Below are 14,384 nucleotides of genomic sequence, written 5' to 3' on the forward strand. Positions count from 1 at the left end.
CCCGGCCGGCGGGGCCGCGTCGAAAGGCGCCCGGACCGGGCGAGGCGGACGGTACGGGCGCGGCGAGGGGCGGCCCCGGACGGGCTTGCCGGACGGAGGGAGGGCGCACCGCGGCAACGCCGACACCCCGGCCCCCACCGACCTCCGGGGGCCTGGGCTCAGGGCGCGGGTCAGCCGCGCAGGCCGCCGCCGAGGATACGCGGGTGGTAGGTCGGCTGGGCGGCCGCGGCCTGGCGCAGCTCGGTGGCGATCAGGGCGGCCTGGACGCGCCGCTCCACGCCGAGCTTGGCCAGGAGGCGGGAGACGTGGTTCTTCACCGTCTTCTCCGCCAGGTAGAGCCGCTCCCCGATCTGCCGGTTGGTCAGGCCCTCGCCGATCAGCGCCAGCACCTCCTGCTCGCGGACGGTCAGCTCCGGTCCTCCGGTGGACGGCTGGGCCGGCTCGGCCTCGCTGCGGAGGCGGTTCAGCAGGCGGGTCGCCGCGCCGGGGTCGAGCATCGAACGCCCGGAGGCGACGGTCCGGACGGCGGCCACCAGGTCGGTCCCGCTGATCTGCTTCAGCACGTACCCGGCGGCGCCCGCCATCACGGCGTCGAGGAGCGCCTCCTCGTCGTCGAAGGAGGTCAGCATCAGGCACGCCAGGTCGGGCATCCGGGAGCGCAGTTCGCGGCAGACGGCCACACCGTCGCCGTCGCCGAGGCGGACGTCCAGCACGGCGACGTCGGGCCGCAGCGCCGGGACGCGGACGAGGGCCTGCTCGGCGGTGGCCGCCTCGCCGACCACCTCCAGGTCCGGTTCGCAGTCCAGCAGGTCGTGCACACCGCGGCGCACCACCTCGTGGTCGTCCAGCAGGAACACTCTGACCGGTGCCGGCGTCTCGGTACCGGCCGTCTCGCTCGCCATCTCGCGGCTCCACCCTCTCCACGCCCGGCACACCACACGCCGGGTCCACCGCATCATGCCCCGGCGCCGCGCCCCCGGCCAGGGTCGAACGACCCCATCGGCCCGGGACGGTCCGGCGCCGGGATCGGTGCCGAGGACAGCGCCGGTCCCGGCCCCGGCCTGCCCCTACCCGGCCGCGATCGCGGTGAGCAGCCGCTCGGCGGCGCCGAAGGCTATCGCGCTGTCGAGCGGGTTGGAGTAGGTGCGCGACCAGGTGATCAGTCCGTCCCGGACCCGGGCGAACATCACGATGTCGAAGGCGAACTTCCGCCCGGTGGCCAGGACGTGCCCCTGGAGGCGGTACTCGACGACGACGAGTTCGGGATCGGCGGTCTCGTGGATGCTCACGGGGTCCACGCTCTCGGACTTCTGCATCGTGGCGCCGTGCCGCAGGTGGGCCCGGAAGGCCTCCCGCCCCGGCTTCTGCTCGGGCACGCCCGGCATCAGGTAGGGCAGTTCGAAGGCGGCGTCCTCCGTGCACAGGTCCGCCGCCGCCTCGTCGGGACCGTCGGCCATGTAGTCGACGAAGCGCTGGAGGACCTCGCGCGGTGAGGCAGTGGTCATGGGACACCCCTTTCGACGCCACCGGGGCGGTTCCCCCGGTGTCGCGCCCGAAGATACGGGTCGACCTGACTGCTTTTCAAAGTCCCTGCTCAAAGGTCGACTTGGATCCTCCGCACCACCCCTACCGGACAGGTGAGCAACACGGTCACGGTAGACGGGGCGGAGCCCTCACGGCGGTGCCTCAGCGACGGTGCCGACGGACGTCGCCGAGGCCGATGAGCAGGAAGGCGGCGGAGACGGCGCCGGCGCTTCCGGCCGCGGCGCCCAGGCGCGGGGCCAGGGGGCCGCCACCGGTCAGCAGGACGGAGGCGGCGCCGAGCGAGGCGACCGCCAGTCCCACCAGCAGCCAGCCGAGCAGCGTGCGGGCCGCCGGGCGCGGGGAGCAGGTGGCCCCGGAGTCCGGGTCCGGGTCGAGCAGGGCCCAGCGGAGGCGGTCCTCACGCCACTCGGACCGGCTCTGCAGGTGGGCGCGGACCCGCAGGAGGACACCGGCGACCAGGCCGGCCAGCGTGATCCGGGCGGCGGGCTGCCAGTCCGGGACGGCCAGCAACAGGACGCCGCCCAGGGCGAGGCCGGCCCACCAGACCACGCAGGCGGCAGCGGCGGTGCGGGCCGAGCGGGGGCGGTCGTCGCCCGCCTGGAGGTCGGCGATGGCGGGCAGGTACCAGACGCAGCCGGACGCGGTGGTCGCGGCCGTGCCGATGGCGAGAACGGTGTGGGACATGGTGTCGTGCGCTCCTCAGCCGGTGGGGCTCGACGTGGATTCGGGAAGGCGTCGGACGAAGGAAGACGTGTGGACTGGCCCGGGACGGAGGGCCCGGGACGGAGGGCCGCTCCCGCCCGCCCGGGGGCAGCGACGCGGGCGGGAGCGGCGTTCAGGGGCAGGCCGTCAGCGGCCCGCGCCGGGGGACGTCTCGGAGGACGCCCCGGAGGAACCGGCGGCGGAACTCCCGAGGGCGCGGCCGCGTCGCGGTGCGGGGGCGTCGTACGCCGCCGGGGTGACGCCTGCCAGGTGCTTGGCGGGCTCGCCGTTGTGGTCCAGGAAGTCGCGGGCCGCGATCTCCGGGTGGTGCAGGTCGAAGGCCGGCGACTCGGACCGGATCCGGGGCAGGGTGACGAAGTTGTGCCGGGGCGGCGGGCAGGAGGTGGCCCACTCCAGCGAGCGGCCGTAGCCCCACGGGTCGTCGGCGGTCACCCGCTCGCCGTACTTGGCGGTCTTCCAGATGTTGTAGAGGAACGGCAGGATCGACAGGCCCAGCAGGAAGGAGCCGAGGGTGGACACCGTGTTGAGCACGGTGAAGCCGTCGGAGGCCAGGTAGTCGGCGTAGCGGCGCGGCATGCCCTCCGCGCCGAGCCAGTGCTGGACGAGGAAGGTGGAGTGGAACCCGATGGTGAGCGTCCAGAAGCAGATCCGCCCGAGCCGCTCGTCGAGCATCCGCCCGGTCATCTTGGGCCACCAGAAGTGGAAGCCGGCCATCATCGCGTAGACCACGGTGCCGAACAGCGTGTAGTGGAAGTGGGCGACGACGAAGTACGAGTCGGTCACGTGGAAGTCGATCGGCGGCGCGGCCAGCAGCACGCCCGTCAGGCCGCCGAACAGGAAGGTGACCAGGAAGCCGACCGTCCAGAGCATGGGCGTCTCGAAGCTCAGCGAGCCCTTCCACATGGTGCCGACCCAGTTGAAGAACTTGACGCCGGTCGGCACCGCGATCAGGAACGTCATGAACGAGAAGAACGGCAACAGCACCTGGCCGGTGGCGTACATGTGGTGCGCCCACACGGTGACCGAGAGGCCCGCGATGGCCACGGTGGCGGCGATCAGACCCGCGTAGCCGAACATCGGCTTGCGGCTGAACACCGGGATGATCTCCGACACGATGCCGAAGAACGGCAGGGCCAGGATGTACACCTCGGGATGGCCGAAGAACCAGAAGAGGTGCTGCCAGAGCATGGCCCCGCCGCTGGCGGGGTCGAAGACGTGCGAGCCGAACTTGCGGTCGCACTCCAGGGCGAGCAGCGCGGCGGCCAGCACGGGGAAGACCAGCAGCACCAGGACCGAGGTCAGCAGCACGTTCCAGCAGAAGATGGACATCCGGAACATGGTCAGGCCGGGGGCCCTCATGCAGATGATCGTGGTGATGAAGTTGACCGCGCCCAGGATGGAGCCGAAGCCGGAGAGCGTGACGCCCATGATCCACATGTCGGCGCCGACGCCGGGCGAGTGGACCGCGTCGGAGAGCGGCGCGTAGAGGAACCAGCCGAAGTCCGCGGCCCCCTGCGGGGTCGCGAAGCCGGCGGCGGCGATCAGCGAGCCGAACAGGAACAGCCAGAAGGCGAGCATGTTCAGCCGGGGGAAGGCGACGTCGGGTGCGCCGATCTGCAACGGCATGATCCAGTTGGCGAAGCCGGTGAACAGCGGCATCGCGAAGAGCAGCAGCATCACCGAACCGTGCATGGTGAAGGCCTGGTTGAACTGCTCGTTGGAGAGGATCTGCGTCCCCGGACGGGCGAGTTCGGCGCGCATGACCAGGGCGAGGATGCCGCCGATCAGGAAGAACCCGAACGAGGACACCAGGTACATGGTGCCGATCGTCTTGTGATCGGTGGTCGTCAGCAGCCGGACCAGGGCCGAGCCGGGCCGCGCGGCCCGGACTCCTTCCGGGCGGGCGGCGGACGGCGGCGGCGCGTTGTCGCCCCGTGCCTCGATGGCGCTCAAGGACGCACTCCTTCGAAACTACTGCGGATGGGTGGCGATCCATGATCGGAACGCGACACCCTTGCGTCCCAGGGCCGTTGGACCCAGCGGCCGGGGCCGGTGGGCCCCGGTTCGGAACCACCGGCCGGGACCACCGTCACCGGCCCCCGGAGACGACGAAGCACCGGTCGCTGCCGGGGAGTTGACGTTCTCCCCGGTCGCGCCGGCGCAGTCGGGAGCCGTCGGCCGAGGGACGGCGGAGCGTCGGCGAAGGTCGCCCGCGGGCCTCGGCCGCTCACGTCCGCGGTGGCCACGCCCCCGGCCGACGGGGCCGACGCGGGAGCGTCAGGAGGCGGCGGCGGTGCCGACCGCGGCGATCCGGTAGCCGGTCACGAGGTCGGGCCGGATGGCCACCGTGTGGTCCATCGAGGCGTTCACCCATGGACTCAACAGCCCACGGTAGCGGGTCAGGAGGGACGGATCGGTGACCGGCCGCGCGAAGCCGGTCACCACCACGCTCCACCCGAGCCGGGTCGACGGGTCGATCGCGTCGGCCTCGTAGGCGACCACCACGCCGGCGTCGCCCCCGCCCCGGGCGACCGTGGTCAGCGCGGCGCCGTCGTGGGTCCGGATCACGATGACGTCGTCCACCAGGAGGTGGTTCACGGGGCGGATCGCCGGTAGCGCGGACACGGTGAAGACGATCCGGCCGAACGGCGCACGTCCCAACAGCCGCAGGGCCTCGGCCCGTTCGAGCGGGACCAGCTCGCGCGGCGGGGCGTCGGAGGCCGGACGGGGGCGGGCGGGCGGCGGCAGGCCCTCGGGCCGGCGCAGCGCGCGCAGGCGGCGACGGACGGACTCGTCGTTCACGAGGCGCCCGCGATCAGGCCGAGCCGGCCGTCGAAGCGCCGGTAGAGCACCCGCCCGCGCCGCGAACCCGGCTGGGCGAAGAACAGGTACGGCAGCTCGGCGGCGGCCAGCCGTTCGACGGCCTGGTTCTCCGTCAACTCCGGTGCACCGCTCGGACTGAGGGTGAGTGGGGCGATCGGCCGGGTGGGCGGACCGGCCGCGGCCGTACGGGCCAGCCGGTAGCCGGTCGGACCCACCCGGTAGACCACGGCGTCGGTCTCGGTGGCCGGGTCGGTGAAGAGGTGGATGTCGAAGTCCATCGCGTCCATCGTCCGGGCGGCGGCGTCCGGCGAGCACCACACGAGGTGGGCCTGCTTGCGCCGGACGATGTCCTGCGGCCCGGCGGCGCAGGGGAGTTCGGTACGGGCGGCCTGCGGATCCGCCCAGCGCCGGGCCCTGGCCTCCGAGGCCCTGACCTGCTGGGCCCTGACCTCCGGAACCCCGGCCGGCGGCGTCTCGACCGACGAGGGGGCCGCGGCAGGCCCTCGGCTCCGGGCCCGGCGGGGCCAGGGCCGGGGCGCCCACCCCGAGGCGACGGCTGTCATCCGGCCTCGCAGGCCGTCGGCCAGCCGGTCCAGGGCCTCCCCCAGATCGACGGCGACCTCCTGGACGCGGATCCGCCGGCCGTCCACGTCCGCGTTGACCTGAGCCAGGACGCCGGTCGGGCCGACCGGTCCGACCCGGACCCGCAGCGACTCGACCAGGGCGTCCGCCCCGCTCACCACGGCTGCGATCCGGGCCCTGGCGTCGACCGCGAAACCTCGCGAAATCCCTTCGCACACCCGCACCGTGACCAACTCGCCCACCTCAGGCCTCTTCCCGTTCCGCGTTCTCGTCAGGCCGCGCCACCCGCCTCCGGCAGGCCCGCACACACCGGCGCGTCGATCACCATCCCGCCACCGCACAGCCGTCACAAGGGCCGAACGGCCCCATCGGCGCCCGCCGTCCGGCCCCCACCGCCGGGACGACCCGGCTCGTCCGGGCGTGGTGCTCCCGCCGGGGCGAGCCGGCCGTCCCGGGCGCCGGGAGTGCGGGAATCCCCGGACGGCCGGGCCACACCCGCTCTCTGACGTCGCGGGATGCCGGACCGCGCCCCGGCCGTGGCATGATCGGGCCATGTCGATCCCCGACGACCAGTCCGCGTACTGGAACTCCACCGGCACCGGGAAGACCTTCGGCCACCCGCTGCACCCCGGCTGGACCGCCCGGATCGACCGGGGTGCCGCCCTCCTGGACTACGGCTGCGGGTACGGCCGGCTCGCCGGCGAACTCGCCGGCCTGGGCTTCACCGACGTCGAAGGCGTGGACGTCGCAGCGGAGTCGGTCGCCCGGGCACGCGCCGAGCAACCGGCCGCCCGGTTCGACGTGCTGACCGACCCGCCCCGGCTCGACCGTCCGGACTCCTCCTACGACGCGGCCTTCCTGTTCGCCGTCCTCACCTGCGTACCGGGCGACGACGCCCAGCGCGCCCTCGTCGCCGAACTCCACCGGGTGCTGCGCCCGGGCGCGCTCCTCCAGGTCAGCGACTACTGCCTCCAGCCGGACGAACGCAACCGCGAGCGCTACCGGCGGTTCGAGCCGCGGTACGGCCGGTTCGGCGTGTTCGAGACCGGCGACGGCGCGGTCTGCCGCCACCACACCCGGGCGTGGCTGGGCGAACTGTTCGGCGAATTCGACGCGGTGGCCGAGCACGAACTCCCGGTGCTCACGATGAACGGCCGCCCCGCGGTCGCCACTCGGCTCCTGTTCGCCAGACGGTAGGTCCCTTCCCCGGAACCCGGAAACGCGGCGGCCACGCACCGGCCCCGCACCCGATCGTGCACCGGCCCCGCACCCGGCGCCTCCCCCGGCCCCGGCGGTCGGCCCGGATCATGCGGGCCGACCGCCACAAAGATGGGGGCCCTCCCCCCATGCCCCGGTGGCCGCCTCGACGCCAGGATCGGCACCGAGGGCGGCGCCTTCGACGGCAGCGCAGCCCTCTCCCGGCATCGGAGGTGCGGTGGTGGCAGAAGTGAACGCCGTGCGCAGCACGCGCCTCGACGGAGGCGCCGGACCGGTTCAGGGCCCGGTCGCACCGGCGATCTCCTCGACCGCACCGTTCCCGCACTCTCCGGTGCCCGGTGATGCCACCTCGCCGGACGAACCGGCCGGTCCCGACCGGGCGCCGGCCGGAACCGGAGCCCCGGCCTCGTCCGGGCCGGGATCCGCATCCGGAACCCCGCACGTCCCCGGGGAGACGCCCGCCGCACCCCCTCCCGCCGCACCGGACCCCGCCGCGCCGAGCCCCGGCCCGGCGCACCCCGGCCCGGCCTCTCGCCTCCACCGCTCCCGCCTCCGGGCTGCCCGTTCCGGCGGCCCCCCCTGGTGGGAGCGCGGCCTGACGCCGGGCCGGCCCGCCCCCGCCGCCCGCCCCGACTGGGCCGCCTTCACCGAGGCCGCCGTCGCCGCCGCCCCGGTCCGCCCGGTGGTGCCGCGCGCCGCCTACCCGGGGCTGACGGGTTTCGCGCTCGTCCTGCAGCCGTTCGCCGACCGCGCCCAGGTCCGGTTGCTGACCGCCCTCTCCCCCGGCGTGCGGGCCGCCGAGCAGCTGGGTCGGATCGACCTGGCCGCCCTGCGCACCGGGTTCACCGCCCGCCTGACCGAACGGCTCGCCCGGATCGCGGCCCGCACGCTGGTCCTGGAGCTCAACGTGGCACGGGCGGGCGGGCGGCTGGCCGGCGGCAGCCCGCACGAGCGGTTCCGCTCGTTCCTCGCGCTCACGGCGCGCCGCGAGGGCCTGGCCGCGCTGCTGCGCGAGTACCCGGTGCTGGCCCGGCTGCTCGCCCGCGCCTGCCTCGACGCCGCCGACGCGTTCGCCGAGCTGCTGGACCGCTTCGCCGGCGACCGTCCGTCCCTGGTCGCCGGCCTGCTGCGCGGACGCGACCCGGGCGCGCTGGTCGCGGTCGCCGCCGACGCGGGCGACCGGCACCGGCGCGGGCGTGCGGTGGCCGTGCTGCACTTCGCCGACGGCGGCGCCGTCGTCCACCGGCCCCGGCCGCCCGCCGCGCACCGGCACTTCAACGCCCTGCTCACCTGGTACACCGCGCAGCCCGGGGTGCCCCGGCTGCGCGCGCTCGGCCTGCTCGACCGCGGCGGCCACGGCTGGACCGAGTACGCCGAGGCACGCCCCTGCCTGACCGGCTTCGAGGTCGAGCGCTTCTACCGCCGGCAGGGCGCGCTGCTCGCGCTGCTGCACGTCCTGGACGGCACCGACCTGCACTTCGAGAACCTCGTCGCGTGCGGGGAGCACCCGGTGCTGGTGGACGTCGAGACGCTGTTCCACCCGCCGGCCCGGCGTGACCCGGCAGAGGACCCGGCCGTCCTGGCCCTCCAGGAGTCCGTGCACCGGGTCGGCCTGCTGCCGCAGTTGCTGGTCGGCGACGACGGCGCGGTGGACGTCTCCGGCATCGGCGGTGGCGGTGCGGGCCGGCTCACCTCCCCCGTCGAGGGCGTCGACTGGGCCGGCGCCGGCACCGACGAGATGCGGCTGGTCCGGCGCCCGCGACCGTTCGGGGAGGCCCACAACCGCCCCCGCCTGGGCGGCGCGCCGGTGGACCCGGCCGGCCACACCGAGGCCCTGGTCGAAGGCTTCCGCGCCGGGTACGCCGCACTCGCCGCCGGGCGCGACCGGCTCGTCGGCCCGCGCGGCCTGCTGCGCTCGTTCGCCGAGGACGAGGTCCGCGTGGTGCCCCGGGCCACCCGGGTCTACGCACGCCTGCTCGACGAGTCCACCCACCCGGACGTGCTGCGCGACGCCGCCGCGCGCCAGGCCGTCCTGGAGCTGCTGCGCACCGACGCGGTCGACGATCCCGGCCGGCCCGAACTCGCCGACCACGAGATCGCCGACCTCTGGAGCGGTGACGTCCCGCTCTTCACCGCCCGCCCCGGCGCCCGCGATCTGTGGACCTCCGGCGGCCGGCGGCTGCCCGGGGAACTCGCCGAGGCGGGGCTGGCCCGGGCGGAGTCCAAGCTCGCGGGGCTCGGCGGGGTCGACCGCAAGGACCAGGAGTGGATCATCCGCGCGGCCATGGTCGGCGCCGCCGGGACGCCCGCACACCGCCCGGGCCGGCCCGTCCCCGAGAACGTCTGGGCCACCGCGCCGGAGCCCGAGCAGCTGCTCACCGCCGCCCGGGGCGTCGGCGACCAGCTGGTCGCCGACGCCTACCGGGCCCGGTCCCGCACCAACTGGCTCGGCCTGGAGCTGCTCGCCGACCGGTACTGGCGGGTCCGACCGCTCGGCGCCGACCTGGCCGGCGGCTACACCGGTGCCGCGCTCTTCCTCGCCCAACTCGCCGCGCTCACCGGCTCCGACCGCTACGCCGAGGTCGCCCGTCAGGCCCTCACACCCGTGCCCGGCCTGCTCGAATCCCTCGCCGCCCACCCCGACCTCCCGGCCGCCGTCGGCTCCGGCGGCTTCGCCGGCCTCGGCGGCATCGCCTACGCGCTCACCGAGATCGCCCGTATCCTCGACGACCCCCTGGTCAGGCAGTGGACCGGCCCGGCGGTGGCACTCGTCGCGTCCGCGATCGAGCGCGAGAGCGACCCGGGCGTGCACAGCGGCACCGCCGGCGGCGTCGCCGCCCTGCTCGCGGTGCACGCCTCGACCGTGCGTTCCGCGCTCGCCGCCCCCGGACACACCGGCCGCGCGGGCCACCCCGGTCACGCCACGGGACGGCCGCCGCACGCCGCCGGCGCCCGCACCGCCGGTACGCCCGGCACCGACGCCCTCGCCGCACAGGCCACCGCCGCACAGGCCACCGCCGCGCTGCGCGCCGCCGCCCTCGGCGCCGAGCGGCTCGTGGACGGACCCGTGCCGCCCGCCACCGGATTCGCGCACGGCACGGCCGGCACGGGCTGGGCCCTGCTCCGGTACGCCGAGGCCATCGGCGAGGCGGTCGACGGGCCGCACCACCGGGCCGGGCTCGCCGCCCTGCACGTCGCCACCTCCGCCCGCTCCCGGGAGGGTTCCTGGTGCCGGGGCCGGGCCGGTGTCGCGCTCGCCGTGGTCGACAGCCCGCTCGCGCTCGCCGACCGCCGGCTCGCCGAGTGGGCCCAGCGCGCCGTCCGGAACACCGCCCGCGCCATACCGATCGCCGACCACAGCCTCTGCCACGGCGAACTCGGCGTCCTGGAACTGCTCGGCCGGCACGGCCCCGCGTCCGGCCGGACGCCGTGGGTCCGCCGGGCCGGGGCGCTACTGGCCGGAATCGACCACGACGGGGCCCGCTGCGGCACCCCCGACCACGTCCCGCATCCCGGCCTGCTCACCGGCCTGGCCGGGATCGGCCACGGCCTGCTCCGCCTCGGCTTCCCCGACCTCGTGCCGCCCGCCCTGCTGCTCCGCTCCGGCGGGCCTCCCGCACTCCGCCGACCACGCCCTCCGACCGTTCCCGGCACCCGACCCGACCCGGACTGACCCGATCCGATCCGACCCGCGCGGGCCTCCGCCCGCCCCGCACACGCCCGTTCGCCGCACTCCGTGTGCGGCCGGACGGACCGCACCGCCCGCCCTGTCCGCCGACCCCTTCCGCCCCTGTCGAACCGGCGCCACCCCCGCACTGTCCGCACCGACCGCGAAGGAGCACCACCCGATGCACACCAACGACCAGCAGCCGAACCGGACCCAGCCCGTTGCCCGCCCCGGTGACGCTGCCGACCACCCGGCCGGCGAGATCCGGCTGCGCACCGGCGGCGGCCTGGGGCTGCGTTCGCAGCTGCTCGCCGGCACCGGCGGGGTCGTCCCGCCGATCTTCGAGTTCCCGACCATGACCACCCCGTTCTAGCAGTCCCTCCCCGGCCCTGACACGGCCGGACGGTCCACCGCCGGGGTACGGGCAGCCCCCCGGCGGTGGACCGCGCCACTGCGCGCGCCGCCCGCACCGCGCCGTGCGCCCGTGCGCCCCTCCCGGCGCGCCCCGTGCCCCGGAATTTGCAAGCCGACCGGCCCGCTCCCGCCGCCGTCCGCCCGCACCCCGTGCTCCTGTGCGCCCCACCTGCACCACCCGGCGGGACGGCCGTGCCACCCGCCCCCTCCGCCCCGCCGGAACCGGCCGCACCGTTCCGGAACACCGCTCCGCACCCCGGCCTCCCCACTCCCGGACACCCCACCCGACCCAGTGATCACATCCGTCACACCCGTCACCCCGCCGGACCATCGCCCCATCCATGTGGTCGAGCCGTAATCGTCCCGTGTTCGTACCGTGTCTGCTTCGTGGCCGATTCGCCGCCCTTCAGAACAGATGCCACGTCAAGTAGCCTGCGGCCATGCGCACCACGTCGTCGATCACCGTCGGCCGGGCAGCCGAGATCGGGCTGCTCGGCGATGTGCTGTCCGCCGCCCGGCAGCGGGCCGGCGGGGCGGTCTTCCTGCTCGGCGAGGCCGGTATCGGCAAGTCCAGGCTGGCCGGCGAATGCGCCTACCAGGCGTACGGGCTGGGCCTTCCGGTCCTGCGCGGACGGGGCAGTTCGACCGGCACGGTGACGCCCTTCCGCCCGCTGATCGAGGCGCTCTCCTCCCGGTTCCGGGCCGCCGGCCCGCCGGCCGACCTCGAACTCGCCCCCTACCGCCCGGCGCTCGCCCGGCTGGTGCCGGAGTGGCGTGACGGGGCGTCGGCGGCCGGCACGGGCGCCTACCCGGAGACGGTCGTCGAGCTGGCCGAGGCGCTGCTGCGACTGCTCGCCGTACTCGGCCGCGACCAGGGCTGTGTGCTGCTGCTGGAGGACCTGCACGACACCGACGCGGAGACCGTCGCCGTACTGGAGTACCTCGTCGACAACCTGGACGGCCTGCCGGTGCTGCTGCTCGGCACGCTGCGCGCCGAACCGGGCCCCGCCCTGGACCTGGTCCGGACCGCCGAGCGCCGGCGCGCCGCCACCGTCGCCGAACTGCGCCCGCTGCCACCCGCCGAGGTCGCCGCGCTGGCCGCGGCGATCCTGGAGAGCGAGGTCGCCGACGTACCGGCGGCCGTCATCGACCAGTTGGCCGCTCGTGGCGACGGCTGCCCCTACCTGGTCGAGGAGTTGCTCGCCGACATGCTGGACTCCCGCGCGCTGCACCGCGGCGAGGACGGCCGCTGGACCCTACCGGGCGGACCACGGACCGGCGTGCCCAGCACCATCGTCCGCAGCTGGAGTCGCCGGATCGACCAACTCGACCCTCAGGTACGGGAGTTACTGCTGACCGCCGCCACCCTGGGCAGCCGGTTCTCGGTGACCACCGTCCAGCTGATCACCGGGTACGACGACCGGACCCTCTTCAGCCACCTGCGCTCGGCGTCCGAGGCCAACATGATCGTGCCGGACGGCGCCGCCCCCGACCGCTACGCGTTCCGGCACGCTCTGACCGCCGACGCGGTGACCGCCGCCCTGGCCCCCGCCGAACGGGCCGCGCTGGCCCGCCGGGCGGCCCGGGCGATCGTCCGAACGGATCCGGAACTCGCCGACGAAAGACGCCAGTTGGTTGCCTCCCTACTGCTCGCGGGTGGCGACCGGGCGGGCGCGGCGGTGCACTTCGCGGAGGCCGGACGGCGGATGCTGGAGGCGGGCGCGGCCAGCTCGGCGGTGATCCTGCTGGAACGCGCCCGCGAGCTCGCCGGGGACGCCGAACGGACCACCGTCACCGAACGGCTGCTGCCCGCACTCGCCGAGGCGGGCCAGCTGGACCGGGCGTTCGAGCTCGCCCGGACGCTGCCCCCGGTCCACGCCGACCGGGGACCGGCCCGGACCCCCGCCGTCGAGCGCCGGATCGACCTCCACACCCGCCTCGCCTGGGCGGCGGTCATGGCCGAGCGCGGCCCGGACGCGGTGGCCCAGGTCGCCGCCGTGCGCACGCTCTCGGCCGACCGCCCACGACCCGAGCAGGACGCCGCACTCGCGGTCGTCGAGGGACACCTCGCCCTGCTGCCGGTCCACGACCCGCAGGACCGGACCGACACCGCCACCCGCCTCGCCGAGGCCGAACGACGCGCCCGCCAGGCCGCCGAGGTGGCCGAACGGGCCGGGCTGCCGGTGGTCGCCTGCCAGGCCTGGCAACTGCTCGCCCTGCTCGCCCGCGAACGCGGCTTCGACGCCGCCGACGCCTGCCTGGAACGCATGCTGGCCGTCGCCGAGGCCCACGCCCTGCCGGTCTGGCGGGTCGAGGCGCTGCTCCGGCTGGGGGCCAACGCCTTCATGCGCACGGGCGACGGCACCCGGCTGGAGCGGGCCCGCGAGGCCGCCGCCGGGCTCGGCGCGATCATGCTCACCCAGACGCTGGACGGACTGCTCGCGATGAACGCGGTGCTGCGCGGCGAGTGGGACACCGCCCGGGAGATCGTCGACCGGTGTCTGGACGCCACCGCCCGGCTGCGCAACCTCGCCGCCCACCGCTACCTGCTGCTCTGTTCCGCCACCCTGGCCGCGCACCGCGGCCGCGGCCGGGAGACGGAACGCGAACTGGCCCGGTTCCGGCAGGCCGGCGGCGAGGAGTCGTTCCTGATGCCACTGCGGTACGGGCTCTGCCGGGCCGTCGGCGCGCTGCTCGCCGAGGACCGGGCCGGGGCCACCGCCGAGCTGGCGGCCGGCCTGGTCTGGGAGCAGGAGCACCCCAGCGTCTTCTACCTGGCCGGCCGGCACGGCCTGCATCCGCTGCTGGAGGTGGCCGACGGCCGCTGGGGGCGGGCCGAGCTCGACCGGGCCGTGGCCTCGCCGGCCGCCGAACTCGCCTGGAACCGTCAGTTCCTGGGCTTCGCCGAGGCGGTCCTGCTGGGCCGTGAGGGCCGGCCGGCCGAGGCCACCCGTGCGGTCACGGAGGCCCGGCTGACCGCCGCACCGTTCCCGCTGGCCCACCACCTCGCCCTGCGGCTGACCGCGGAGGCCGCGCTGGCCGACGGATGGGGCGATCCGGTGACCTGGCTGCGCACCGCCGAGGAGTACTTCCACCAGGCGGAGGTGCAACCGGTCGCCGCCGCCTGCCGGACACTGCTGCGGCGGGCCGGCGCCAGTGTCGCCCAGCACCGGGGAGGCCGCGACGCCGTGCCGGCCCGGCTGCGCACCTGCGGGGTGACGGTCCGCGAGTACGAGGTCTTCGTCCTGCTCGCCGCCCGCCCGGGCAACCAGGAGCTGGCGCGGAAGCTGTCCATCTCCCCCCGCACGGTGGAGAAACACATGGCCAACCTGCTGGCCAAGACCGGCCGCACCGACCGCGCCGGGCTCTGCGACCTGGCCTCCGAGCTCTGCGGCGAGGGCTGACCCGGGCG

10 protein-coding genes are annotated in these 14,384 nt (G+C 75.6%); 4 read left to right on the plus strand and 6 right to left on the minus strand.

The annotated features are described in order from the left end of the window. Positions 1 to 170 precede the first annotated feature (170 nt). The 6 genes from PUR61_RS28870 to PUR61_RS28895 all read right to left on the minus strand — a co-directional run bounded on the left by PUR61_RS28870 (position 171) and on the right by PUR61_RS28895 (position 5,915). Positions 171 to 902: a response regulator transcription factor gene (locus PUR61_RS28870; RefSeq protein WP_329882416.1), complete on the minus strand. Its 732-nt coding sequence runs from the start codon at positions 900 to 902 to the stop codon at positions 171 to 173. Between the two features lie 165 nt (positions 903 to 1,067). Beyond that, positions 1,068 to 1,505, minus strand: coding sequence for a nuclear transport factor 2 family protein (locus PUR61_RS28875; RefSeq protein WP_329882417.1), 438 nt, complete (start codon positions 1,503 to 1,505; stop codon positions 1,068 to 1,070). Positions 1,506 to 1,686: 181 nt separating this feature from the next. Beyond that, positions 1,687 to 2,229 carry a hypothetical protein gene (locus PUR61_RS28880; protein WP_329882418.1) on the minus strand — a complete coding sequence of 181 codons (543 nt, stop codon included), beginning with the start codon at positions 2,227 to 2,229 and terminating at the stop codon, positions 1,687 to 1,689. 165 nt (positions 2,230 to 2,394) lie between these two features. Further along, positions 2,395 to 4,221, minus strand: a complete 1,827-nt coding sequence (gene ctaD / locus PUR61_RS28885; protein ID WP_443035251.1) for an aa3-type cytochrome oxidase subunit I — start codon at positions 4,219 to 4,221, stop codon at positions 2,395 to 2,397. Positions 4,222 to 4,545: 324 nt separating this feature from the next. Beyond that, positions 4,546 to 5,016 (minus strand): pyridoxamine 5'-phosphate oxidase family protein, encoded by a 471-nt coding sequence (locus PUR61_RS28890; protein ID WP_443035253.1) that lies wholly within the window; start codon positions 5,014 to 5,016, stop codon positions 4,546 to 4,548. A 50-nt stretch (positions 5,017 to 5,066) separates the two neighbouring features. Next, positions 5,067 to 5,915, minus strand: a complete 849-nt coding sequence (locus PUR61_RS28895) for a sigma 54 modulation/S30EA ribosomal C-terminal domain-containing protein (protein ID WP_329882419.1) — start codon at positions 5,913 to 5,915, stop codon at positions 5,067 to 5,069. Positions 5,916 to 6,225: 310 nt separating this feature from the next. On the opposite strand from PUR61_RS28895, the gene PUR61_RS28900 reads away from it, so the two are divergent. The 4 genes from PUR61_RS28900 (at position 6,226) to PUR61_RS28915 (ending at position 14,376) form a co-directional block, all read left to right on the plus strand. After that, positions 6,226 to 6,870 carry a class I SAM-dependent methyltransferase gene (locus PUR61_RS28900; protein ID WP_329882420.1) on the plus strand — a complete coding sequence of 215 codons (645 nt, stop codon included), beginning with the start codon at positions 6,226 to 6,228 and terminating at the stop codon, positions 6,868 to 6,870. Between the two features lie 241 nt (positions 6,871 to 7,111). Further along, positions 7,112 to 10,564 carry a type 2 lanthipeptide synthetase LanM family protein gene (locus PUR61_RS28905; RefSeq protein ID WP_329882421.1) on the plus strand — a complete coding sequence of 1,151 codons (3,453 nt, stop codon included), beginning with the start codon at positions 7,112 to 7,114 and terminating at the stop codon, positions 10,562 to 10,564. A 175-nt stretch (positions 10,565 to 10,739) separates the two neighbouring features. Beyond that, positions 10,740 to 10,931 carry a hypothetical protein gene (locus PUR61_RS28910; RefSeq protein ID WP_329882422.1) on the plus strand — a complete coding sequence of 64 codons (192 nt, stop codon included), beginning with the start codon at positions 10,740 to 10,742 and terminating at the stop codon, positions 10,929 to 10,931. Between the two features lie 481 nt (positions 10,932 to 11,412). Then, on the plus strand, positions 11,413 to 14,376 hold the full coding sequence (locus tag PUR61_RS28915) for a helix-turn-helix transcriptional regulator (protein ID WP_329882423.1): 2,964 nt from the start codon (positions 11,413 to 11,415) through the stop codon (positions 14,374 to 14,376). Positions 14,377 to 14,384 lie beyond the last annotated feature (8 nt).

It is taken from the genome of Streptomyces sp. BE20 (assembly GCF_036322525.1).
GTDB lineage: Bacteria > Actinomycetota > Actinomycetes > Streptomycetales > Streptomycetaceae > Kitasatospora.